We start from the raw sequence: 23,452 nt of genomic DNA, 5'->3' as shown, positions 1-23,452 counted from the left end.
TTCATGCTAACATTCCGGCGCATGTCCGATAACCCTGTAATAAGAGTGGCGTGAGTTGCAGGTCTCTCAACTTATCATTTGAATTCCGCATTTTTGACCACGCCTCCTTAAAAATCTCATTGGTTTCTGTTCACGAAATCTATCACATCCGCAAAGGTCTGTTCGTTTGGATAACGTGCCTGCCCTGCGCGCGCGACTTGCATCGCCAAATCCAGATTGCCTGAGTTGGCAGAATCCACCGCCCAGTTTGCATAGATCACCCGCAAATTTTGGTTCAGGTTGTCATTGGCACCGAAGATGGAAATCGTGGTTTCAAATGTTTCCACAGCCCCTTGGCTGTCACCTGCTTCATAGGCGCTTAAAGCCGCCTGATTGCCAATTGATTGGCCTTGTTGTTCAAGCCGGGTCAGATTTGGGTAGTTGTTCAGCGCATCGACCAAAAACCGCATTGCGCGCACGGTATCCCCGGTTGCAAGTATAGCCTCGGCCTGCTGACCATAGGTATAGGCTAGCAAATCTTCGGAGTCCGAATTTGGGTTGGCACCGTAAAGTACGTGGGCCGCGGACAGCGCATTTTCAAAATCGCCCGCTTCAATCGCGGTGATTGCCGTGTTGTGGAACACATTTGTCAGAATGCCCGCCAGATCCGGGCCACTTCCGTGTTCACGCGTTAAGCGCTCAAGCGTTTCAAGCACCGCATCGCTTTGTTGTCGTGAAACGGCGTCCATAGCAAAATTCTGGAATGCAACACGCAGATTATTGATGGTGCGTTCGTTTTCCTCCCACCTGTAATGAGCGGATGCCAGAACAAGCCCTTCGTCAAAACGCGCCCCATTGATGGCATCAACGACAGCATTTCCAAGTAAGATACTTGCGACACTACGCAACTCGGCAGCGTCCTCAGGATGTTCAGCGCTTTCTGCATCGACCCATGCAACAGTGTCTTGCGCGTTCTCCGGCGTGAACCTGCTGCGTAAATCTTCCTGATAAACATACGTGATATTCTGGCTGGCAGCTTCGAGCGATGGGTCGCGCAACAAAGCCTGCCTGTAGTGATGGCGGGCGTCTTCCCATTGCTGCTGTTCGGTAAAAGTACCCGCAAGCCTGAAATGCGCGTTGATGAGTAATGTTACAGCGTCTTCTGGCGTGGTTTCAGAGTCTGCAAGGTCGGTCAGAAATTCGAGCGATTCAGCTACCAACCCCTTGCTCTCCATCGCAGTTGCCCATTCATCAGCCGCATAGATCAACGTGCCAGCAACGCGTGTGTCGAGCGGACTGTTGGTATAAGCGTCGTATGCTCGTGCAAAGGCGCGCCCATGATCGCCCGCCTTAATCAATGACGTGATCAAATTGTACTGACTACCCGCCGCTCGATCCGCCCCGAGGGCCGGGTAGGGCTGGCCTGCGCCAATTGGTTCAGCGGTAAAGCGCGCGGTAACCGCGCTGGTTAGTCCGGGTTCAGCATCTTCAAACCCCTCGTCCAGTGAAACAACCAAACGTGCCGCTGCAGGTATCGGGTCGTCTGCGTGTGAATTGGCTGGCAGCGCAATCTCCGCTCCGCCTGTTTCGTTGAAGCACAAAAGACGGGCGTCAGTGTCATGCAAAACGACCGTTGCTGTTTGTAACAGAAATACTGGTTTGGAGGCACCCGGTACGGTTTCATCCGCCTGCAGCAAACAACGGGTATTGAAATCACTAAACTCCAGCAAACGTACCTGAGTAGGTGCGCCGCCAACCCGGATGTCGTGAATGCCATAGCCGATCCACGTCGGGCGAGACCGCACATCGAATGTATCGCTTCCAAGGCCCAGGTAACTGGGGTTGTTTTCACCTACCAGCGAGGATCGAGAGTGATATGAGGGCCTTTGGACCGGGGTCGTCGGATTTGCTGGTTCCATACGATTTGCGATTAAATGTGCGACGCTTGCGTAACCACCTTCTGCGCGCAGATCGACACCATGATCACGTGTCGTTATTTGGTTGCCAATCAATACAAGCGGGTCAGCCGTGCGCGATGATATCCCCACGGACACATTTTCTATGACGCTGCCCGTCATCGTAATAGACGCGACGTTTGCCTGAATACCCCGATTGCCGTCGGAAAATGTGCTGTTTGTCAGTATAAAGTAACTGGAATTCGCTGTTACAGCGGTATCGAATTGCGTGACAGTCAAACGGTCCATGATCACAGGGTAGGAATCTTCCAGCAATATCCCGGCTCCAGACAAGGAAAGATTGTCCAGTCTAAGGCCCTGTGCGCGTTTGAAATTCAGCGTTGAACCGTCAGTGCTGCGAATTGTGCCGCCGCCGGTCAGGCGAAGATTGCTCTGTGATATCTCGCCAAGTGTCGCGTCGATATCCAATGTGCCCGGAATAATGATTTCACTTTGCTCCGCGTCCGACACTGTAGCGAGCGCGGCAAGAATATCCTGCACAGTTGCAGTCTGTGGCAGTGTTTCACGAACAATTTCTTGCGCTTTGTAAACGTTGTTATTTTGCGAGAAATGCACAGGTGATTGTTCTGCAAAGATGGCCTCACCAATCGGACGAAGAACATTGTTGATTTCTACGACACCAAGCACCCCACGCGCCGGACGGGGAAATACCGCGCGGCGGCGGCTGACACTGACCGGCTCGTAAGCGTCGGAATCCAGAATTTCTGCTTCAATTTCGGTAAAGCCGGGTGAATTGCCTGTTGCCTCTACGACATTTATCCGAAAACCAAAGAAATCCAGCTCGGGGTCGATGGCAATTTCATTCATTAGCGGATCGGCATCTAATTCAAAACTTTCAATGACATACCCGGTGTGCCCAAGCAGACTGAAGGTGAACTTTACAAGCCGCGCTTCGGATTGCAGGTGGTGCAGTGTGAATTTGTCGGTGCGCATGGGCCGCTGCCCCATCACCTGCATATGTTCATATTCCGGGGGATCTATGAATTCCCACTGGAAATAGTCACCGTCCATGCCGTCGTAGACATGCCACGGCCAACGCTGGTCAGACTGCCCAGCCCCGAAAATGTGATACATGTGATAGCTGGTCGTGGTCGCGTCCAGCCCTTCGACCTCTCGCAACGGGCGTGTTTCGGCGTGGCGAACAAACAGGTTGCTTGCGCCGCTTGGTTCTACCCAACCTTCAACGACAGAGTATCCTTCTTCGCCAGGTGGACCTGAATAAAGTGTCAGATTATCAAAGTCATCGAGCACTATCGCGTCAACGAAGCCATCAATAATTCCATCACCGTGGGCAAGTGTGTTTGTAGCGAGGTTTATTGCATCCGCGCCGCTAAGCAGGAGCTCTGCGCCATCAGAGGCACTGAAGCCGACAAAGCCTCCGATAACTGAAACATCGCGCACAACCATCGTGCCAAACCCTTCGGCAGACAGGCCAATGTCAAACCCATCAATGATCAGGTTTTCAACTTCGGTTTCCGGCCCCATGACCAGCCCGGCTCCACGCACCGTGTATCCGTGCGCCATCGCAATGCTCGCGCGCTTCGCAGGTCCGCTTAGCCGATCACCATTACCAGACAGGGGTGGCAAAGGTTCTGTCATGGTCAGAACGGGGCTTGGCCCGTAGCCTTCGACGGATATCACGATATTGTCGGCGCGCATTTCACCAACAGGGCCATTAATTAAAACGCGATCTGACCCTACAGGGCGGTTAGCTCCCGAAGCGTAGTTCAAAGCCTCTCGCAACGTGATAACGCCGTCAGCTGCGGAAGGCCGGTCGTCTGTGACTGTCACAGGAATTATTGTCGGGCGCGTGACGAGTTCCGCAGCAATATTTATTGGGGTCTCATCTTGCTGAAAGGCGTGCGAAAACACATCGTATCCTGGCTTCACAAGTCTGAGTTCAGAAAGACCGGCTCCTGTGGATAGGGCGACATCTGCGGGAGTGACCCCGACCACAGCCCCATTCAGGAAAATCGTCGCACCGCTTGGTTCCGAACTGACAGGAATTGAAAGGCGTTCCTGCGCAGAAACTTGGGTGGCAAGGGAAACAACGACGATGGAAAGAATGAGTAAAGAACGTTTCATCTCAGCAGGTTCCCCAATCTTGACATGCCGCCAGGGCCTTTCCGCTCTGCAGGAGTGGGCTGTGCCGGTGCCGTGCTTGGCCGCGGCGATCCACCTGCAAAACCGCTTATTCCACTCGGCTGACGACCCGGCGGTGCTGGGCGGGGCGGGGGGTTAAGTTGTGCTGCAGGGGGTGCAACAGGCGGTGGTGTTGAAATCTGTTCCCGGAACAGGAACCGAAGCCTGTCGCTTGTGCGATTCCGGAACCCTTCACGCTGTCGCAGGTTTTCGCGTAGCAAGGCATGTGGATCGCCCTCGTTGCCAACACTTGGTCCTGTGGCGGGTTCGCCCCAGGGTGCGGTGTCTTCGTCGTAGAGGCGATTATAACCGTTTAGGAAAACGTCTTCTTCATCGAGCCACTGATTTCTCACCTCTTCCGGCAGGATTTCATGCGCAAACCGGGAGTTTCGTTTAAAAGCGGATTCTTCGGCTCTTTGGCGCGCCTCAATTTCTGCAATTCTTGCGCGTCGATCACGTGCTTCCTCTTCCCTTTCGAGGTCCCTTTCGCGTCTGCGTTCACTTGGTGTGTAGACGGGTTCTCTGCGGTTCTCGGTTGCGTTGTTGCCAGCGGACCCGGTGCTTGGCTCCGATCCGCCAGAGCCGCCTTGGTCATTGTTGTCCACGTTACCGCTATTGTCTTCATCAGAAGCGCGGCCGATCTCGTCTTCGACTTCATCTTTGAAAATGCTGGTGACGTTGTCCCAGATCTTCGCAATGCTATCGAATAAACCCTCTGTCGGTTCCACATCTGCGCCGATCCCACCATTTCCGGATGGAATTGCGCCGGTTGTATCGCGGAAAGTGAAAGGATCTCCCGCCGCATATTCATAGGGCAGCGGAGAGGCCAGTGGACCAAATGGTTCTGGCGAAAGGAACTGGCCGATCTCAGGGTCCATCGCGCGGATCGCGGTCAGATAAAGTCCCGACGCCGGATCAAAAAGCATTCCGTCAAGTTGGGGTTGTGGAATATCTGGCGTGCGCATGACACCTTCGTTAAGGAATTCGGGCATACCAAATGCTGACAGAAAGATGCGTGTGCCAAACTTTCCATCCGAACCGATGTAGGCCAGTGGCCCACCGCCAAAGTCAAGCGCAAGCAACTCAAGACCAGCTTCGGAAACGCGTGCAACGGGCACATTGTTTGGGTCCAGGATGTGTTCAGCCGCTGGTTCACCGTTTCGATAAACGCCGGTAATCGTACCTCCGTCATAGATGATATCATCGGCACGTCCGTCACCACGTAAGGCAACCACACGTCCTTGTCCGTCGCGCAGCAATTTAGTTGTCGTGCCGTTCCACTCAACGGTGGAAACAAGTCCAAACGGATCGCGCACTATCGTCCGGTCGTTCAGTACGGTAACCCGCCCGTCAGGATCAAGCGTTGCGAGCGAGGCATCTTCCGCGTGGGTTGGCAGCCACGGGCTTGACTGACCAGCGGAAAGCCTCGCACCCGCTTCATCAAAGCTAAACTCTTCTTTACGCAGTTCTGGTGAACCTGAATCGCCAAGTCCACCTTGGGAAACAGAGGTGATGCGGCCAGCTTCGTTTCGCTCAATCCTTTGCGGATCGCCAAACAAAGGCTCATCAATGGCAGCGGCGCGGCCGTTTTCAAAACGAATACGTCTGTCGAGCAGAGTTTGCCCGCCCCCCTTGGCGGTAACACGGAAAGCCGAGTCCGGCGCACCAGAGATTGGCAGCATGTATTCAACTACGGCGTCACCCATGGTTGCCGATAAAATTGCGCCCTCAGCCGAATAAACTAGCCTGATGGTATCGCGTCCGACGGCAACAACAACGGTTGAGTCATCCGGGTAACTGAATGTGGATGCTGTGCCACTTGGCAGTACCCTTTCCACCAATCGCCCCTGATCATCATAGCGGCGGGTTATCGAATAGGAGTCACTGTCAGCAATGCTAAGGCGGTCTTCAATTGGGGCGGCACCCTCGTAACGGCGGCTCCATGTGGTTTCATCCCTGCTGTGAGCGATCATCCGGTCAACGCTGTCGTAGGTGTATGTACGTTCCGCGGATTGTGCGTCAAAAGTTGCGACTTCGTTTGCCAATCTGCCATAGCCGTCACGTGTGGAAACTGTTTGTACCCCACGTCCATCGGTCCGTGTTTCAACCAGCCCTTCGCGCCGGAACTGCTGTGATGCGAAACCATACATCTGCACCACTGCTTGTTGCTCATCAGATTGATAAACAACTGAAAAAATGCTTTTCCCGTTGCGGGAAACTTCGGTCAGACGGGCCGCTTCATCAAGGGACGTTTGCCAGGTTGATCCATCGTTGCTTTCAAAACCGGTCACGCGCCCCATCAGATCGCGCTCCGTTGACACCGGATAAAGAGCAGCGCTTCTGAGGCCAACAGAAACAGTGCTGTCACCGCCGGGTAAAACAACCTTTTCCGTATCGTTTAGAGCTACTGCAATTGCGCTCAGGTCCCCGTCTTGCCCGCGTTGCAGGGAGATTTCCTGAACAACAGTCCCATTGTTAAAAACGGTCCGCGTGGCGTGGCGACCTTCATCGTCGTATGAGACACGAATAATGTCGCCGGATTGTGTAGCGGTTTCGATCCGCCTGCCAAACCCATCGTATCGGTGCGCGTGCGACCATCCCAAGCCCGACTCTGATATCAAGCGGCCTTCCACATCATAGGCAAACCGGCGTTCTTCGCCATCCGGCATAACCTCACGAACGGTTCGGCCGAGCAGGTCAATCTCGCGTGACCAGTTTCCGGTGGGGTCAGTTGCGCCAATCGCCCTGCCAAAGGTGTCGTAGCTGTAGGTTTCGACAATCGGCTCACCTGCATCCGCCCAGCGCCGGGTTTCCACAAGCCGGCCAAAACCGTCATAGACAAACTCTGCAGCTTTCTGGCCGTCGCGGTGTTCAGCGATGATCCGGTCAAAGGCATCATACTCAAACGACCGGTCCGGGCGGCCTGCCAGTGTGACACGCACCATTCGCCCAAGTGCGTCGCGTTCGATACCAATATAGCTGCTATCACCCACTTCAGCCCCGATAAGGCCGCCGTTTTCGTCCCAGTCATAGGTCGCGCTGGTCGTTTGCCTGCCTTGCGTATCAATCTCGGTGACTTGTGCTAGGTATCCTTGGTCAGAGTAGGTGTAGCGCGTCATGCTTCCGTCTGGACGGCGGGTTTCCGCACGTGCGCCGCTTGCAGTCCAGACATGGCTTGTGACGCCTGCGTCATCCGCTCTGGTTTCCTGAATCATCCGGCCTAGTGACTGATCAGTTAAACCATCTTGGTTCACGTCGCCAAGCGGCTGGTTGCCTGCGCTGATACCAAAAGCGCTCAGCGCAGCAGAGGCCCCAGCGCCCGCTTCTTCATAGTCAAAAATCCGTGTAATCCTGCGCTTGGCCTCAATCTCAGCCATGTCGCTGGGGATCGCTCCGATGAAGGGTCCAAAGAACGCCTTTTGCTGGCCAAAAACCGGTTCAGTCTCGACAACCCAGTGAACAGGTTGCTGGTCACTTCCGGGCTCTGGCGTGCGTGTTTCGATCGTCAGATTGGCGGCCGGGCCTGCGGTTGTCGTGAACGACGCGCCAGACGCGTAGATGCGCCCTGCTGGTTTGCCTGATGCGTCATAGAGCAGGTCGGTCATGATGTTTTCCGCATCGGGCATGATGTAAGTGGTGGCTTCATGCCGCCCGTCACGCGCGAAAAGATGAAGCTCCGCTGCGCGGCCCTCTGCCTGCAAGCGCGTCGTGAAGAGCTCTGCGCCATTTGTGGTCTGACGACCGTATTCAAAATTCTCAAAAAGGGTGCCAGTGCGTTGCGAGACCACCCGGTCAAAGCTGGCACCATCCGCTTCTTCACCATATTGAATTTCGAGGGATGGCTGTTGGTCTATGCCCCACGCAAGCCAGACCTGCGTTATGTTATGGCGCAGTTCCTGCGGGGCCTCTTCGCCGCCGCCGCGATAGACATAGCGGGTTTCGTTCAGCGCTGTACCAGTCTCTGTATTCAGGTCATATTTCGAATAGAGGTTTCCATCCTGATCATGGGCAAACCCCACGGCTGTGCCGTCGGGTGCGTCCACACGCACAAGGTATCCGCGATCCCCGTCATAGGTATAGCGCGCTTCAGCCCCGTTTCCGTCAACGACACGAACCAGCCGCCCCTGCAGATCATAGTCGAAATCCAGTCGCGCCCCACCAGCCGCCACTACATGTTCGAGCCGTGACTGATCTTCCAATCCGGTTTCTGGAACAAACGTATAGATCATGCCGTCGCGCGTCCGGATGACACGATCTTCAGCGCTGATCTTTAGCCGTGCCCCATCGGCGCTTTGAAACAGTGCCCCTTCGGTCGGGCGGAAATACTCATGCCCGCCATTTTCATCCCGAAGCCGCCAGCCGTCATCATCACGCACCAGTGCAAGCTGGTAGTTATGCACCCAACCATGCCCCATGCTGGTATGCACGGGTGACTGGCTGCGGTAGGTGCGCTGGAAACGCCAGCCCAGCCCAAGCGGCGCAGGCGCGCGCAAATCGACCGAGGTTTCGTAGAACTCCCCCGACGCCAGATAGACCGGATCTTCGCTGGAAGGGGGGTCGCCATATGTCGGGTCTGTCATACGTGGTGTGCCGTCGTCAGGCGGTGGCCCGTCAAAACCGTCATAGGCACGCTCAGCGAAATCCCGGATGTTATTTACGTTCTGACGCGCGAGTTCCTGCGCGCGCTCACGTGAAATTCTGGTGAAAATAGCGGGTCGCGTCGTGTCAGGTGCGTCTTCGGTAACGCATTCGTCTGGTCTGCCGCTGTTGTCGCCATAGCGCCGCATCATCGCGATCATTTCGGCAACCCAGCGAATGCGACCAGTTATACCGGCGCGGGGTATTGGTTCGCCCGCGCGGCTGAAGGCAAGCTCTGCCCGTGTCACAAAATCCTTGTAAACGACAGTCCCTGAAATTGTTGTGGCCTGATTCTCTTCGTCACCAAAGGTAATGTTGAAGCCATATTCACCCCATTGCGGCGGGCATTGTGGAAACCGGACATGGTAGCTGCCACCCGCAACTTGCACGGCGTGATCTTCATAATAGCGACGTCGTTCGCTGTTAGGGTCATCATAGTTCAGCGGGCGCATCGCGCTGTATGATCGATCTGCAAATGTACCACGCACAAAAACATCACCGATGTCATACCCGGCCAAGGCCTGATCGACGGTGGGTGCACGCATTATTCCCTCAAACGCGCCACCTTGTTGGATAATCTGTACAACGCCGCCATCATGTTCGTAGTAGGTCTCGCCGTCAGCAAGGTCTTCTTTTCTCACAACAACTGTTTGTCTTTCGCGGTAACGCTCTCCGTTTTCTGTGATGGCGCGTAGTTCAAAATGATAAGTACCGGGTTCCGTGAAAGTTATTTTGCGGCGGCCTTCGTTCTGCCCAACGAGTTCGCCGGTGCCGATGATCTCTTGCCCGTCTTGCAGAACGCCAGCCCGGCGTACGTCACCTCCGGGGACATTTGCCCTTACAGTGACTTCAACCGGGGCGGCCCCGCTTGTTGGCGCAACGGTGAACCTCAGGCGCGGCGCGTCATCGACAGTTACCATGCGTGCGGCGCGCGCGCGATTTCCGTCATTCCCTCGTATTTCGAGGCGGGCAAGATACCGGCCCGGTCGACTGTAAGTGTGTGAGATCGTTTGAAAGGGCAGGACCCTTACGATTTCCCCATCGCCAAAATTCAGGCGTGCAGCACGGGCAGTGAAGGGCAGGCTGTCTCCGCCAATCCGAAAGGTTGCGGTGTGCGGTGCATCCCCACGATTGTCGTCAACCTGCAGCAACTCTGCCGGATCTGCGGGTGTTTCCGGCATCACAGTAACGCGGGCCTGTGACGTCACACGCTGGCCGTCTTCGGTGGTCATTGTCATACGGGCGGTGAACCTGCCAGGCCGTGTATAGCTGTGGCGCGGGTTTGGCCTGATCCAGCCCCGACCCGTATGCGCGACGATCACACCGCTGCCGTCGCCGGGGTCAATCTCAACCCGGGCAATTTTCCCTCTTGGGCGTGTTTCTGCCAATAGGTTGTATCTGACGGTAAGAGGTGCCGTTCCACGAGATTCTGATGAACTGAACCGAACGACATACCCTACCTCAGCGAAGGCTGATGTTGGTAAAAGCAGGCTGCCAAAAGACGTTAGTACAACAAGAAATAAAGCTGCGAGCCACCCCAAAAAAACCTGGCCAATTACAGGGGTGGACGTTTGGTCGTTCGCTGGACGTTTCATGCTGTACCGCCAAAAAATGATTGACCACCAACAACTTACACAATGAAATAACATAGCGCTGTAGAGCGCATTTTAATTTTCCGAACGATCAACACATGATGATCGCGATCCAAACAAGGGTTTGCTGGGCGAGGTCAGACTGTGATCTTGAAGCTTAAAATGGTAAACGTTTAACAGTTTGAGTCAACAATAGCGGAGCACGAACCACCCCGTGAGGACAGCGAAATGTTTGGAAGTAGGCGCAAACTAAGGCGGAAGCATCCACATCCGGTTGGCCCGGACTGGTGCATCTTGGGCTGGCTCGCCTCTTTGAGATTGGAACATGCCTTAAGGCGCCAGATGGCCCCGGATCACTGGATGCGCGGCAAAAGCTGGTCAGCATTTGCGCATGACACGAAGCAGGACGCTGTGCTTTACCTTGCAGCCGATGGGGAGGCCGCGCTGGTTCATCTCACATGGATGCGTGAGCGTACTAAAGACTGCCCCTCAGCCACTTCTTTTAAAACTCTGGATGATGCACTGCACGACATTGCTGATGCGATTGAAAGCGGATCTAACCCAATTTATTGCCCGGTTTGTAAAAGCGACTGGTCCTTGGACGAATTTGATCCCGGCTGTTTCTGTTGCGGCGGCGGCGCATTAGTACGGGACTGCCCGGTTTGCGACGGTCGATGCGGGGCTGAGTTCAGGCGCGCGATACTGGATTCTCAGGATAGTGGTGAGGCACATTGGAACGGCAGCTGCCTTTCAAAGGACCCGTTCGTTCCCAACTAAACCCGTAAAGTGAACCCACCACCGACTGACGGATTGTTGATTGTGGAACCAGCGTTTTCTGTGGTCTGAATTATATGTGAACCAAATGGGACAGAAACGAATGAGCTGGATCAAAACAATCGCCTACACTGATGCCACCGGAAAACTCAAAACGCTTTACGACCGGGTGAAAGGCCCCGACGACAACGTCGACAACATCATGATGAGCCACAGCCTGCGTCCGCACACGATGGAGGGGCATATGGCGATCTACAAATATGTTCTGCATCACAGCGGGAACAAAATTCCGAAATGGTTTCTTGAAGCGCTTGGTGTTTGGGTCAGTGCATTGAACAAATGTGACTATTGTGTTGAACACCATTTCGCCGGAATGAAGCGGATACTGGGAAATGATCCACGCGCCGATGCAATTCGCGCCTCGATCGTGTCGGGTGATATCTCAACCGCACCACTTGATGATGCACAGAAAGAAGCAATGCACTATGCGAATGTCTTGACGAAAGACCCGTCTGCATTGACCGAAGAAAACATAAAACGCTTGCGGTCAGCCGGATTTGACGATGGTGAAATCCTCGAAATCAATCAGGTTTCCTCCTATTTCAGCTATGCAAACAGAACTGTACTTGGACTTGGGTGTTCAATTGCAGGTGACATTGTTGGCCTGTCGCCCAACAATTCTGATAACCCGGACGACTGGAACCATAGCTAGGTCAGAAAACGCCTCAAAAATAGGGAGAATTGCTGGAAATTGTTGATCCAAGTCAAAGCACGTGCCTTTGACTTCCGTCAAAGTCTTAGCCGAATTTGAAAGGAGTCGTTCATGACCGCGCGCAACGTAAGTACCACTAAATCGTCCACAGCAACAGCCGCTCCGGCTGTTACTGAGGAAGCAACCGACGCCAATATAGAGAGTTTTCCAAATGTCTCGCCTGACAAGATTCGTCAAGCTTTTGAGACCGGAACCTACCCCTATACGGAAAAGATGCGTAAGAGCGAGTACGAGGCTCAAAAAGCCCTGCTTCAGGCCGAACTGCTGAAGGTTCAGAAATGGGTGGCTGAGACCGGGCAGAAGTTCGTGCTCTTGTTTGAAGGGCGTGATGCGGCAGGTAAAGGCGGAACCATCAAAAGGTTCATGGAGCACCTTAATCCTCGGGAAGCCCGCGTTGTTGCGCTGAACAAACCGACCGATAAGGAACGTGGTGAATGGTATTTCCAACGCTACATTCAACACCTGCCTACCGAAGGTGAAATGGTGTTTTATGACCGTAGTTGGTACAACCGCGCGGGTGTCGAGCGCGTGATGAACTTTTGCAGTCCAAATGAATATCTGGAGTTTATGCGCCAGACACCAGAGTTTGAGCGGATGCTCACACGCTCTGGTATCAGGCTTTACAAGTACTGGTTTTCTGTCACGCAGAAGGAACAAAAGGCCCGCTTTGACAGCCGCAAAACCGACCCGTTAAAGCGCTGGAAGCTGAGCCCGATTGATCAGGCGTCGCTTGCCAAATGGGATGACTACGCCGAAGCAAAAGAGGCGATGTTCTTTTACACAGATACGGCGGATGCGCCTTGGACGATTATCAAGTCAAATGATAAAAAGCGTGCGCGCCTGAATTGTATGCGGCACTTTCTGTCAACGCTTGACTACCCTGATAAAGATGAAAGCGTTGTGGGTTCACCCGATCCGCTGATCGTCGGACGCGCAAGCCATGTTGTGCACGGGTCCGATCATATTCTGGGCGCGTCGCTGCACCCGGAAAACCGTAGAAACAGATCTTGATCTTGAGCCGGGCCTTTCAGAAATGAAGGGCCCGTATTCATTGGTAGAAGTTAGCTAAGCCAAATTGCTGTTGCGCGTCCTTACGGGCGGAGCGTATCTCATACTTGCCGCCGGGGTTTTTCTGCCCTAAGCGGGTTTGATGAGCACTCCATCCCCATATCGCGAAGATGCCAAAAAGCTATTGGTCTTGGGCTTTCCGCTGATCCTGAGCAATCTGGCCCAGATGGCGATTACCGTGACCGATACGATCATGCTGGGTTGGTACAGCATCGAAGCGCTTGCCTCCATAACGCTGATGGGCACGATGATTTTCCTGTTCTTCATCGTTGGGTCCGGTTTTGCCTTTGCGGTGATGCCCCTTGTTGCCGAAGCGGCGCAGCGTAGTGATGACGTTCATATCCGGCGCGTTACCCGAATGGGAATGTGGCTATCGGTTCTGTACTTTTTTTGCATCGTATCGCTGCTCTTCTGGTCAGAGACGTTGCTGACTCTGCTAGGGCAGGATCCGGAAATTTCCGCCATTGCACAAAGCTATTCGCGTATCGCCGCCTGGGGGACATTGGGTGCCCTTCTGGTCATGGTTCTGCAATCTTACCTATCGGCGCTTGAACTGACTAAAGTTGTGCTTTGGGCGACGATTTCGGCTGCGGTGATGAATGGTTTTGCCAACTATGTTTTGATATTCGGAAACTGGGGTGCGCCTGAACTGGGTGTACGCGGTGCGGCTATCGCCTCTGTGCTTTCTGTTTTGGTGTCGCTGGTATTTCTGTCGTTCTATGCGGTGTACAAAAAACCAGAACACGCCCTGTTCCAAAGGGTTTGGCGTCCTGACTGGGAAGCGATGGGAACAGTCTTTCGTCTGGGTTGGCCGATTGGCATGACAAGCCTTGCTGAAACGGGTTTGTTTGCGGCGACCTCTGTAATGATGGGCTGGATCGGAAAAATACCGCTTGCCGCACATGGTATCGCGCTTCAGCTTAGCGCGATCACCTTCATGGTGCATGTCGGTCTGTCAAATGCTGCAACCGTTCGCGCAGGGCGCGCGCTGGGCCGCAAGGACGAGGCTGGGTTAAGGCAGGGCGCGAAAGTCGCTATTTCCATGTCTGTGACCATGGCGATTTTGACAATCATCCTGTTCCTGAGCCTGCCAGAGTTTCTAATCGGGTTGTTTCTCGACTCAGAAGATCCGGAACGCGGCAACATTGTTGCAGTTGGTGCTGGCCTTCTGGCAGTTGCTGCGGTTTTTCAGTTTGCCGACGGGGCGCAGGTTATGGGCCTGTCGCTGCTTCGGGGGGTGCAGGATACGCGTGTGCCGATGATCTATGCCGCCGTGAGTTACTGGTTGATCGGCATGCCCGCGAGTTACATTCTCGGGTTTAAATTTGATTTTGGCGGCGTTGGAATCTGGGCCGGGCTCGTCTGTGGCCTTGCCGTTGCCGGGATGTTTATGATGGCGCGGTTCTGGGGCCGTTCGGTGCGGATCGGCGCACATTAAGCCAGACTAGGCCGGGCTATTCTTCATGCTCTTTCATCAGGCGGTCCGCTTTTTTGCGCACCAGAACGGATCGCAGATCATGCATCGCAAGCAGCAAAGCGTCTGTTACGTCCTCAAGCTGTTCGTCCGTTGCGCGTGACTGGGCCCATTGCGTTGTAAGGTTCATATGGTCAACGGCACGGTGAATATCATCGACATCCCGTTCTGCCAGCAGTTCGATCCGGTCTTCCATCCACTCTTGGATGATTTCCATATCGTCATCTGAAAGGATGCGGTCTCCATGGGCTTTGATCTCGCCGTTCTTGACGTTCACAACGGCAATCTGGTCCATGTCAATCCGACGCTGCCTGTTTTCCGTATCAATACGGAAAACAAGTGCGCCGTTTTCGCGAACTCGGAAATAATACTCTGGCAGCTCTCCGGCCATCTAGCCCTCTTACTTCAATCCCTGACAAAACTGCTGGATGCGGGTGCAGGCCTCTTTCAGCGCGTCATCAGAGGTAGCGTAGCTGACGCGGAAGTTCGGGGAAACCCCGAAGGCGGCTCCAAAGACCACCGCAACACCAGTTTCTTCCAAAAGTGCGGTGGCGAAGGTCTCGTCGTCGGGAACCATGGTGCCGGCAGGTGTTGTCTTGCCGATGCAGTCTTTGATGGATGGGTAAACATAGAATGCACCTTCCGGTTTCGGGCATGAAATGCCGGGGGCTGCGTTCAGCATGTCGACCACCATATTGCGACGGCGCACAAATGTGGCGTTATTGGCGGCAATAAATTCCTGTGTGCCATTCAGCGCCTCGACAGCGGCCCATTGGCTGACCGAACAGGGGTTGGATGTAGACTGGCTTTGGATTTTCCGCATCGCTGCAATCAATGTCTCTGGCCCGGCTGCATAGCCAATCCGCCAGCCGGTCATCGCATAGGCCTTGGAAACGCCGTTGCAGGTAAGCGTGCGATCGTAGAGCCCAGGCTCCACCTCAGCAGGGGTGCAGAACATGAAGTCGTCAAACACCAGATGTTCATACATATCATCTGTCATGACCCAGACCTGCGGGTGCCGCATCAGAACATCGGTCAGTGCCTTTAGCTCGTCCCAGCTATAGGCTGCCCCGGTCGGGTTGGACGGCGAGTTGAAGATCAGCCACTTGGTTTTTGGTGTAATCGCGGCTTCAAGCTGCGCAGCGGTCATTTTGAAATCAGTTTCAATACCCGCCTCAACCGTCACCGGTTCGCCGCCTGCCAGCAACACCATGTCCGGATAGCTCACCCAGTACGGGGCAGGGATGATCACCTCGTCACCCGGGTTCAATGTTGCCATCAGGGCGTTGTAAAGGATCTGCTTGCCACCGGTTCCAACGCTAACCTGCTTGGGCGAATAGTTTAACCCGTTGTCGCGCTTGAGCTTGTCACAGATCGCCTGTTTCAACTCGATAATGCCGTCAGGCGCCGTGTAGCGGGTCTTGCCTTCATCTATCGCGCGCTTTCCGGCTTCGCGAATATTCTCAGGTGTGTCGAAATCCGGCTCACCGGCACCAAGACCGATAACGTCACGCCCCGCCGCTCTTAGTTCTTGTGCCTTGGTCGTTACAGCAATGGTGGGCGACGGTTTGACGCGCGACAGAGTGTCGGAAAGGAAGGACATATCGGTCTCCGGTTTGTATATTCCGGTCCCATGTCATAGGGTGCGCGCAAATCCCAATCAAGCCTATAACCCATAAAGTGAGTTGAAAATGAGCATAGCTGAAACAAACTGGTACAGCGAAGAATCCGCAACGCTTGGAGACCGGATTGCTGGGGCTCGTGAAATGGCCGGAACGTCTCAGGAAGATTTGTCAAAACGGCTTGGTGTAAAGCTTAAGACCATCCGCGCATGGGAACAGGACCTGAGCGAGCCACGCGCAAACAAGATTCAGATGCTTGCAGGGATGCTGAATGTTTCGATCATGTGGCTGATGAATGGCGAAGGTGATGGCGTAGAAGCGCCGGTTGACGAAGTTTACCTGACCGCAGACGTCAATGACCTGTTGACTGAAATGCGCCAGATGAAAACACAGATTTCCCAAACGGCAGAGCGACTCGGCCACTTGGAAAAGCGGCTTCGCACCGCACTAAAAGAACCATCTGAATGAGCGAAACTGCAGAAACCCGGCTGAAACGGTTGAAAATGCGTTCCTCGCGACGAGGCATAAAAGAGATGGACCTGATCCTCGGGGCCTATTCGCATTCAGAGCTTCCCAAACTTCAGGATCCGGCTCTCGATATCTATGAGGATCTTCTGGAAGAAAACGATCATGATTTATATCAATGGGTTACCGGGCAAATGCCCACACCCGACCGTTATTTGCCGCTGATTGTGAAAATCGCAAAACACGCGAACAGGGTCTGACATTCAGCGGAAAAAACTGTGTTTTTCTAAATAATTCCAGGTTAACGGAATGTTTGGCATTTGCCGACACTCTTGTCCCCGAACGGTTATCGGCGGAGAGAGACATGAACATTCAGTCAACGGTTAGCGCCCCGGAAACTCATTTTATGGTCGGGTATCTGGACTCACTTGCACTGGTAGAGCGGCTTCATCGGCTGCTCCTTGATGTGATCAAGGATGAATTCGAACGTGTGGGCGTTCTGGAAATAAACGCGGTACAGGCATTGCTTTTGTTTAACATAGGCGACCATGAGGTCACGGCTGGCGAGCTTAAAAGCCGTGGTTATTACCAGGGCTCGAACGTTTCTTACAACCTCAAGAAACTCGTCGAGACGGGTTACATGCACCACCAAAGAAGTCAGGTTGATCGCCGCTCGGTTCGTGTGCGCCTCACGCAAAAGGGGCGCGCGGTACGCGATCTTGTTGCAAAACTGTTTGGTCGTCATGCGGACGGGCTGCAGTCAAAAGGTGTTCTAGGTCCTGAGGGGATAGAGGATATAAATACCGCCTTGCGCCGGGTGGAACGCTATTGGACCGAACAGATACGGTACATTTATTAAGTGACTCTCCCGGCTCTGCGACTCAATCAGCGTTGTTCACAGGCAATGGTGGAAGCCGGCGCTTTACCGGTGACGATTGTATGACAGACGTATTTGTCATGGCATAGGGTATGATCTTGTCGATTATGCGCTCCATGTCCCCCACGGTTTCAAGGTGCGCACGCGCAAGAAAGCAATCTTCCCCTGTTACGCGATCACATTCCGTGATTTCCGGAATGCTTCGGATAATTTCAACCACGCGGTCCAGCATGCCAGGAACAGGCCGGATGCGTAGCCAGGCCGAAATGGGCAAGCCCGCCGCCGCCGGGTCGATCAACGCGGCATATCCGGTAATCACCCCCGCCTCTTCAAGCCTTTTAACACGCTCTGCAACACTGGGCGGTGAGAGCCCGATAGAACGGGATAAATTTGCGACGGATATCCGCGCATTTTCAACAAGCATTCGGAGAATCTTTTCGTCTATCGCGTCCAGTTGGCCATTTTGATAATTAAGGCGTTTCATGAAATTTACCTTTTAACTGGTGGCAGTTTTTTTAAATTACCCTTTTGTGATCTATATAAAGCTCCGGTTTTCCCTTTCATAGTGCGGTAAATAACCGGGGAAGCAAATGACTGCGAATTCTCATCGCCTGAACAAGGCAGCAACAAGCGTTCCGCCCCATGCATGGTTCGGCATTAGTGCGGTGTTCCATTATCTTGGTCCGTCTTTTGCCGTGCTTCTCTTTCCCGCTGTCGGAGTGCTGGGTGTCGCGTGGTTTCGCATCGCGTCTGCCGCGGTGATTTTTGCGCCATTCACAAACCCATTGAAGACTATCCTGCAGGCTGATCGGCGGACACGCCTATTGTTGCTGGGCCTTGGTCTGTGTCTTGCGGTGATGAACACATCTTTCTATCTCGCGCTTGACAAATTGCCGATGAGCCTTGTCGCAGCGATGGAATTTGCTGGTACGATTGGTGTCGCGCTTTTCGGTTTGCGAACACGGCGCAACCTGGCCGCGCTCGCGCTCGCAGTGCTTGGTGTCTTTATTCTAATCGATGTGAAATGGGCTTCTGACCCGCTCGGCCTGTTCTGGGCGTCACTCAACGCGGCTCTTTTTGTTGGCTACATCATTTTGGGGCACAAAGCCGCCGAAGACGGCGCAAGCGGGGGTGTTGAAAGATTGGGTGCCGCAATGGCGATTGCGCTTATCATACTGATGCCCATAGGGTTTGTTGAAGCATTGCGTGCATTTGGAACACCCACTCTTGTACTTGCGGGTATCGGTGTTGGCTTGTGTTCCTCTGTCATACCCTATGTCTGTGATCAGCTTGCGATGTCGCGGCTGCCCCGATCTTCCTTTGCGCTTTTGCTTGCGTTGCTTCCGGCAACAGCAACGATCATTGCGGCGGTCGTTCTGGCGCAACGTCCATCTGTGCAAGACCTTATCGGTATCGCGCTGGTGATGATCGGTATCGCGGTCCACCGCCCCGCAAAAGGGTGAGCGCAAACGTGTAAGCGGTTTAAACAAGCGTCGTTAATCTTGCAGATGCGAAAGGATCATTCCTTCCAATTCCCGCAATAATTTCCGGACCATAGAGGCTTCAAAATCCTCAAAGCCGAGGGCGGCTTCGACAAAGGCATCAGGCCCTAGAATGACTTCGCTGCGAAAATAGGATGTCAGTTCGCCAATTTCGCTTTGTAGAAGGTCACCTATATCGGGTGAATCAGCCCCAATGACCAAAGCATTGATTGTGATGCCTGCAAATTGATTATCCTCTTTCACTTCGCGGGGCCGCGGCCCTGTGTTGGATGTTCCGTCACCGGAAAGGTCTAGCGTACGGCTCCAGCAATCTCTGCGCTGGGCAAGCAAAACCCCACCAAACAGCATCGCGCTGCCAAGCGCGGTTGAAGGGTCTGCCGCAACGCGCTCGGTGTTGTGCAGGCGGGCAACGACAGCGTCCAGCCGTGCCTCAGACTCAATTGCGGTCCAGTCCAGCAGCAACCTGTGGGCTGACCTGCCGCTCCATTCAAAAACGGCAAGCTCAACGGGTGTCGTGGGCATCGCCAGCAAAGCTTCTTTCACTTTTGGATCCATCAAGGCATTGGCCAGCCCGTCCAACTGCAGCCTGTATTCCCGCGCGTCAACCGATCCTGAAACATCAAGCCCCAGCGCCAGCGCCTGTCGGCAGGTGGCCATACCGGCGGTGGGTAATCCCACCCACAAAAGCAGGGCGAACACTGCAATCCAGTATTTTACCTTAACCCCCACCATGCGGAAGATGCTCCGTATCCATACCCAGCGTCATAACGCCAATTTCGCGGATGAGCTTACTTTCCATAGCCTCTTCAAACGCATGATAATTCTGCGCAAGCACAACAAACGCGCCCGGCCCGCGGATAACATCGCTCAGGTAGAATTGCTGCACTTCGGGGTCTGCCCCGCCGATGACCAGACCGTTGACCGTTACATTGTTTAGCGGAAAGGCCGAATACGCCAGATGCGGCGCGAAGCCGTCATTGTTTACCCCATCGCCCGAGACATCCAGCGTTGCACGGTCACAGCGTGGGGCTTTTGCAAACAGGCTCGCGCTATAGCCAAGCGCATATCCCATCGCGGTGGGGAACTCGCTGTGGCTGCGCTTAGCCGCAGCGATCTTTTCAGCCGCAGAAAAAAGCGCCTCTGGATCGCGAATTTCTATCCAGTCCAGCACGACCGCATGTTGATACCGCCCGCTCCATTCATAGACGGCAAGGCTCACCCAATCGCCGGGGTGGGCGAAAAACGCGTCTTGCACGTTTTCCGATAACAAAGCAGACGCCAGCCCATCGCGTTGAAGCTGATACTCTGCATCATCAACCGACGAGGAGACATCCAGCGCCAATGCCAGCGCCAGATGACAGGCGGCATTCGCCGGGCCACCCACGAACAGGGTGGCCAGTAAGGCGAAAGCCCTTACCAATGCCCCGTGTTTTCCATGCTTGCCCAGGGTTCAACCGGGGCCAGTGGATCACCGTTTTGCAAAAGCTCGACCGAGATATTATCGGGCGAGCGGATAAAGGCCATGCGCCCGTCGCGCGGGGGCCGGTTGATCACCACGCCATTGTCCTGCAAATGCTGGCACAGCGCGTAGATATCATCGCACCCATAGGCAAGATGCCCAAAATGCCGACTGTCAGAGGGCAGGCCATCGTCGCCATCCCAGTTATAGGTCAGCTCTACCGGGCAGTCCTCTTGTCCCGGTGCCGCCATGAACATCAGCGTGAACCGGCCGCCTTCGTTGTCCCAGCGGCGCGTCTCTTTCAGCCCCAGCAGTTCAAAAAACGCTTTGGTTTTGTCCAGATCCAAAACCCGGATCATTGTGTGCAGATATCGAAGTGCCATTCTGTCGCCCTGTATTGTATAAGATTGCCTTAACAAGACCCCTCAAATCGCGCTTGCGCAAGGGGGTAGCGGTCAACATCGTGTGCTCTGGGGACGGTCAAGGTGAATTTTACCCGATATTGTGGTTCCGATACCGGCTTTGCGCAGATATAGTTGCGGGCGACTCGCTATTAAATGCCACTCAATTCAGAACATCAGCGGAGGGTAGAGTGCGCCAATACCATCAGGCACTAAGAGATATACTTGATCACGGTGAAGTTTCGACAGACCGCACAGGTACGGGAACCATCGCCACCTTTGGCCATCAAAGCCGCTATAGCCTGGCCGATGGGTTTCCGCTTGTCACGACCAAGAAACTGCATCTGCGCTCTATCATTCATGAGCTGCTCTGGTTTCTTTCGGGCGACACCAACATTGGCTACCTGAAGGAAAACGGCGTTTCGATCTGGGATGAATGGGCCGATGAAAACGGCGATCTGGGTCCGGTTTACGGTCATCAATGGCGCAGCTTTCCGGCCCTTAGGGCAACCGAACAAACGCTTGAGGGTCAGCCGCTGTTCCTGGCGCGAAGCGTTGACCAGATTGCGGAACTTGTTGATAACATTAAGAAAAGCCCTGACAGCCGTCGGCTGATCGTTTCCGCGTGGAACCCGGGCGAGGTGCCTGAAATGGCGCTGCCCCCCTGTCACACGCTTTGGCAGGTACGGGTTTTGAATGGCCGGATGCACCTGCAGCTTTACCAGCGTTCTGCCGACATGTTCCTTGGGGTGCCGTTCAATATTGCGTCCTATGCTTTGCTGCTTTTGATGCTGGCCCATGTCACCGGGTATAAGCCGGGTGATTTTGTCCACACCCTTGGTGACGCGCATATCTATTCGAACCATATGGATCAGGTCAGCGAACAACTGGCCCGTACGCCAAAGCCCCTGCCGAAAATCCGCATCACACGTGATGTGAAATCGATCTTTGACTTCAAGTTTGAGGATTTCGAGGTGCTGGAGTATGACCCGGACCCCGCAATCCGCGCACCCGTGGCGGTCTGACGATGATATCTTTAATCGTGGCGCGCGCAGAAAACGGCGCGATTGGCAAAGACAACACCATCCCATGGGAGGCGCCAGAGGATCTGACATTTTTCCAGCGCGAAACGCTGGGTGGCGCGCTGATCATGGGGCGCAACACCTGGGAAAGCCTGCCGTTCAAACCCCTGAAAAGCCGCCTGAATATCGTGGTTTCAACAAAGGGGTGTGACGCGGAGAATGTGTTTTCTGACATTCAGTCCGCAATCGATTTCGCCTATTCCAAAGGCTACCGCCGCCTCTACGGCATGGGCGGTGCCGGAATTTACAAAGCTCTGTTGCCGCTCTCTGACAGACTGCTGATCACCGAAGTTTCGGTTGCGGTTGAGGGGGCTGATACGTTCTTCCCCGAAGTCGCGGAAGACGAATGGAACTGCATCGGACGGATGGTTCTGCGGGAAGGTGATCCGAGGTGTGAGTTGGTGGAGTATTTGCGGGAAAGTGGAGCGTAGTTGATCGCGGTATAGGCGATTATACAAGAGAAAATTATGCTTAAGGTGATGTGGCTATCTCGGAGAATTTCACCTAATAGTTAGCTCATGGACGAATTGGGGACAGAAGGTGAATATTTCCCAACTTGAAGATGTTTCGTCGGTTGACGTCTATTTCATTTGCCAAATGATAGATAACATAGCTCGCGAACCGTTTCCTTACTTACGCAATATAGAAGATATCTTTGGAGATGCATCTTCGCAGGCATTGACGCGCAGTTACCCCAAATTCACGGCACTCCATGTTTTTATCGAAGAAGTTATCTCAAGCGTAATCTGGGAAAAAGCGTCTTCAAGAATGGAGACACTCGAAAATGGACTTTGGGTAGACCACCTATTTGAAGCAAACAATATTAATATGGACTTCGACGAATGGAGAGGGGGTGTTGCATTCGGTTGCTCCATCGGAGAATACCTAACGTTTTTGTCTGAAGAAGGTTTCATAGACCAAGTTTGTGAAAAGGTTTCAAAGCAAGTTTTCTACATTCTGTTTTCTAATAGGAAGACACTTTCTTCATTTTCAAGCATGATTAGAGGCTATGTTCTCAATGCTGCACCTTCGTTCTCACCAGAAAAGTTTGCTGCAAACGGCAGGCTAAAACGGACAAGAATTCCCAGTTGGGCGAGAGGTGCAGTTTTTCACCGGGACAAGGGAAGATGTGTTTTATGTAAAACCGATTTGACTCGTTTGTTTAGTCAAAAAGAAAAAATCCACTATGATCACATAGTGCCTTTAGCACTTGGTGGAATGAACTGTGTTACCAATCTTCAACTTACTTGTGAAAATTGTAATTTGAGGAAAGGCTCCAGAAATACTGACACTTCGTTCGAGTACGAAGTCTGGTATAATTATTAGATTCCAAAAATGATCTGACACAGTCAGATCATAGGCCCACCCCCGTGGGGGGCGTGGGCGGGCCTGTTGCGGCGGATAGGCTGGATTTGCCATGTGTGTTTTCGGGTCGCGTGGCGCTGTGCACCCCCAAAATCCCCCGGTTTAAACTCTTTAAAAAGTTGCAAATCCGGGTGTTCACAGCATTAAAAAGATTAAAGAACAGACGACATTCAGGCAAAGCCAGCATCTGGTTCAGACGTCAAAGGGCAGGCGTTTTTCATCGGGAAATCCAGCATCTTTTCGAAATTCACCGTTCAATACTAA

General features: G+C 53.7%; 19 protein-coding genes. 11 read left to right on the top strand and 8 right to left on the bottom strand.

The genetic code is table 11. The features are described 5' to 3' along the window. Positions 1-116: 116 nt before the first annotated feature. Together MWU63_RS09100 and MWU63_RS09095 are read right to left on the bottom strand one after the other, a co-directional pair. Positions 117-4,040 carry a PEGA domain-containing protein gene (locus tag MWU63_RS09100; RefSeq protein ID WP_247077624.1) on the bottom strand — a complete coding sequence of 1,308 codons (3,924 nt, stop codon included), beginning with the start codon at positions 4,038-4,040 and terminating at the stop codon, positions 117-119. Continuing rightward, positions 4,037-10,330: a DUF6531 domain-containing protein gene (locus MWU63_RS09095; RefSeq protein ID WP_247077623.1), complete on the bottom strand. Its 6,294-nt coding sequence runs from the start codon at positions 10,328-10,330 to the stop codon at positions 4,037-4,039. Before MWU63_RS09095 ends, MWU63_RS09100 begins: the two co-directional genes overlap by 4 nt. Before the next feature lie 225 nt (positions 10,331-10,555). Between MWU63_RS09095 and MWU63_RS09090 the strand changes: the two genes are divergently transcribed. The 4 genes from MWU63_RS09090 to MWU63_RS09075 all read left to right on the top strand — a co-directional run bounded on the left by MWU63_RS09090 (position 10,556) and on the right by MWU63_RS09075 (position 14,379). Beyond that, positions 10,556-11,104, top strand: a complete 549-nt coding sequence (locus MWU63_RS09090) for a hypothetical protein (RefSeq protein ID WP_213887640.1) — start codon at positions 10,556-10,558, stop codon at positions 11,102-11,104. A gap of 100 nt (positions 11,105-11,204) precedes the next feature. Beyond that, positions 11,205-11,813, top strand: a complete 609-nt coding sequence (locus MWU63_RS09085; RefSeq protein ID WP_213887641.1) for a peroxidase-related enzyme — start codon at positions 11,205-11,207, stop codon at positions 11,811-11,813. A gap of 111 nt (positions 11,814-11,924) precedes the next feature. Then, positions 11,925-12,884 carry a polyphosphate kinase 2 gene (ppk2, locus tag MWU63_RS09080; protein ID WP_213887642.1) on the top strand — a complete coding sequence of 320 codons (960 nt, stop codon included), beginning with the start codon at positions 11,925-11,927 and terminating at the stop codon, positions 12,882-12,884. 139 nt (positions 12,885-13,023) lie between these two features. After that, positions 13,024-14,379, top strand: a complete 1,356-nt coding sequence (locus tag MWU63_RS09075) for an MATE family efflux transporter (RefSeq protein WP_213887643.1) — start codon at positions 13,024-13,026, stop codon at positions 14,377-14,379. 16 nt (positions 14,380-14,395) lie between these two features. Here the strand turns inward: MWU63_RS09075 and MWU63_RS09070 are convergent, their stop codons facing one another. Both MWU63_RS09070 and MWU63_RS09065 read right to left on the bottom strand, forming a co-directional pair. Next, complete coding sequence (locus MWU63_RS09070) at positions 14,396-14,806, bottom strand: hypothetical protein (protein WP_213887644.1); 411 nt, start codon at positions 14,804-14,806, stop codon at positions 14,396-14,398. Positions 14,807-14,815: 9 nt separating this feature from the next. Then, the gene (locus tag MWU63_RS09065; RefSeq protein WP_247077621.1) at positions 14,816-16,018 is read right to left on the bottom strand and encodes a pyridoxal phosphate-dependent aminotransferase; all 1,203 of its coding nucleotides are present in this window, start codon (positions 16,016-16,018) and stop codon (positions 14,816-14,818) included. Between the two features lie 88 nt (positions 16,019-16,106). On the opposite strand from MWU63_RS09065, the gene MWU63_RS09060 reads away from it, so the two are divergent. The 3 genes from MWU63_RS09060 to MWU63_RS09050 all read left to right on the top strand — a co-directional run bounded on the left by MWU63_RS09060 (position 16,107) and on the right by MWU63_RS09050 (position 17,361). Further along, complete coding sequence (locus MWU63_RS09060; protein ID WP_213887646.1) at positions 16,107-16,505, top strand: helix-turn-helix domain-containing protein; 399 nt, start codon at positions 16,107-16,109, stop codon at positions 16,503-16,505. Then, positions 16,502-16,762: a succinate dehydrogenase assembly factor 2 gene (locus MWU63_RS09055; RefSeq protein WP_213887647.1), complete on the top strand. Its 261-nt coding sequence runs from the start codon at positions 16,502-16,504 to the stop codon at positions 16,760-16,762. Before MWU63_RS09060 ends, MWU63_RS09055 begins: the two co-directional genes overlap by 4 nt. Before the next feature lie 104 nt (positions 16,763-16,866). Next, a complete protein-coding gene (locus MWU63_RS09050; RefSeq protein ID WP_213887648.1) occupies positions 16,867-17,361 on the top strand; it encodes a winged helix DNA-binding protein in 495 nt (164 codons plus the stop codon). 22 nt (positions 17,362-17,383) lie between these two features. Here MWU63_RS09050 and MWU63_RS09045 read toward each other — a convergent pair whose 3' ends face one another. Then, on the bottom strand, positions 17,384-17,863 hold the full coding sequence (locus tag MWU63_RS09045) for an Lrp/AsnC family transcriptional regulator (RefSeq protein ID WP_213887649.1): 480 nt from the start codon (positions 17,861-17,863) through the stop codon (positions 17,384-17,386). A gap of 106 nt (positions 17,864-17,969) precedes the next feature. On the opposite strand from MWU63_RS09045, the gene MWU63_RS09040 reads away from it, so the two are divergent. After that, positions 17,970-18,842 (top strand): EamA family transporter, encoded by an 873-nt coding sequence (locus MWU63_RS09040; protein WP_213887650.1) that lies wholly within the window; start codon positions 17,970-17,972, stop codon positions 18,840-18,842. Between the two features lie 33 nt (positions 18,843-18,875). Here the strand turns inward: MWU63_RS09040 and MWU63_RS09035 are convergent, their stop codons facing one another. The 3 genes from MWU63_RS09035 to MWU63_RS09025 are packed head-to-tail and all read right to left on the bottom strand — an operon-like array spanning position 18,876 to position 20,723. Then, positions 18,876-19,613, bottom strand: a complete 738-nt coding sequence (locus tag MWU63_RS09035; RefSeq protein WP_247077619.1) for a DUF1194 domain-containing protein — start codon at positions 19,611-19,613, stop codon at positions 18,876-18,878. After that, positions 19,600-20,301 carry a DUF1194 domain-containing protein gene (locus MWU63_RS09030; protein WP_246531578.1) on the bottom strand — a complete coding sequence of 234 codons (702 nt, stop codon included), beginning with the start codon at positions 20,299-20,301 and terminating at the stop codon, positions 19,600-19,602. The genes MWU63_RS09035 and MWU63_RS09030 overlap by 14 nt, the downstream gene beginning before the upstream one ends. Next, a complete protein-coding gene (locus MWU63_RS09025; RefSeq protein ID WP_213887652.1) occupies positions 20,295-20,723 on the bottom strand; it encodes a VOC family protein in 429 nt (142 codons plus the stop codon). The genes MWU63_RS09030 and MWU63_RS09025 overlap by 7 nt, the downstream gene beginning before the upstream one ends. A 209-nt stretch (positions 20,724-20,932) precedes the next feature. On the opposite strand from MWU63_RS09025, the gene MWU63_RS09020 reads away from it, so the two are divergent. From MWU63_RS09020 to MWU63_RS20475, 3 genes are all read left to right on the top strand, one after another. After that, entirely contained in the window at positions 20,933-21,766 is an 834-nt protein-coding gene (locus MWU63_RS09020; protein ID WP_213887653.1) for a thymidylate synthase, read from the top strand. 2 nt (positions 21,767-21,768) lie between these two features. Continuing rightward, complete coding sequence (locus tag MWU63_RS09015; RefSeq protein ID WP_213887654.1) at positions 21,769-22,254, top strand: dihydrofolate reductase; 486 nt, start codon at positions 21,769-21,771, stop codon at positions 22,252-22,254. Positions 22,255-22,363: 109 nt separating this feature from the next. Further along, positions 22,364-23,149 (top strand): HNH endonuclease, encoded by a 786-nt coding sequence (locus MWU63_RS20475; protein ID WP_213887655.1) that lies wholly within the window; start codon positions 22,364-22,366, stop codon positions 23,147-23,149. Positions 23,150-23,452: the final 303 nt, after the last annotated feature.

Origin of the sequence: Pseudohalocynthiibacter sp. F2068, assembly GCF_023015645.1 — a bacterium.
GTDB classification, from domain to species: Bacteria; Pseudomonadota; Alphaproteobacteria; order Rhodobacterales; family Rhodobacteraceae; genus Pseudohalocynthiibacter; species Pseudohalocynthiibacter aestuariivivens.
This window is presented reverse-complemented; position numbering and strand designations above follow the sequence as displayed.

Coding starts and splice junctions, on each gene's coding strand:
- MWU63_RS09100 (WP_247077624.1), bottom strand. CDS start 4,040: ATGAAACGTTCTTTACTCATTCTTTCCATCGTCGTTGTTTCCCTTGCC.
- MWU63_RS09095 (WP_247077623.1), bottom strand. CDS start 10,330: ATGAAACGTCCAGCGAACGACCAAACGTCCACCCCTGTAATTGGCCAG.
- MWU63_RS09090 (WP_213887640.1), top strand. CDS start 10,556: ATGTTTGGAAGTAGGCGCAAACTAAGGCGGAAGCATCCACATCCGGTT.
- MWU63_RS09085 (WP_213887641.1), top strand. CDS start 11,205: ATGAGCTGGATCAAAACAATCGCCTACACTGATGCCACCGGAAAACTC.
- ppk2 (WP_213887642.1), top strand. CDS start 11,925: ATGACCGCGCGCAACGTAAGTACCACTAAATCGTCCACAGCAACAGCC.
- MWU63_RS09075 (WP_213887643.1), top strand. CDS start 13,024: ATGAGCACTCCATCCCCATATCGCGAAGATGCCAAAAAGCTATTGGTC.
- MWU63_RS09070 (WP_213887644.1), bottom strand. CDS start 14,806: ATGGCCGGAGAGCTGCCAGAGTATTATTTCCGAGTTCGCGAAAACGGC.
- MWU63_RS09065 (WP_247077621.1), bottom strand. CDS start 16,018: ATGTCCTTCCTTTCCGACACTCTGTCGCGCGTCAAACCGTCGCCCACC.
- MWU63_RS09060 (WP_213887646.1), top strand. CDS start 16,107: ATGAGCATAGCTGAAACAAACTGGTACAGCGAAGAATCCGCAACGCTT.
- MWU63_RS09055 (WP_213887647.1), top strand. CDS start 16,502: ATGAGCGAAACTGCAGAAACCCGGCTGAAACGGTTGAAAATGCGTTCC.
- MWU63_RS09050 (WP_213887648.1), top strand. CDS start 16,867: ATGAACATTCAGTCAACGGTTAGCGCCCCGGAAACTCATTTTATGGTC.
- MWU63_RS09045 (WP_213887649.1), bottom strand. CDS start 17,863: ATGAAACGCCTTAATTATCAAAATGGCCAACTGGACGCGATAGACGAA.
- MWU63_RS09040 (WP_213887650.1), top strand. CDS start 17,970: ATGACTGCGAATTCTCATCGCCTGAACAAGGCAGCAACAAGCGTTCCG.
- MWU63_RS09035 (WP_247077619.1), bottom strand. CDS start 19,613: ATGGTGGGGGTTAAGGTAAAATACTGGATTGCAGTGTTCGCCCTGCTT.
- MWU63_RS09025 (WP_213887652.1), bottom strand. CDS start 20,723: ATGGCACTTCGATATCTGCACACAATGATCCGGGTTTTGGATCTGGAC.
- MWU63_RS09015 (WP_213887654.1), top strand. CDS start 21,769: ATGATATCTTTAATCGTGGCGCGCGCAGAAAACGGCGCGATTGGCAAA.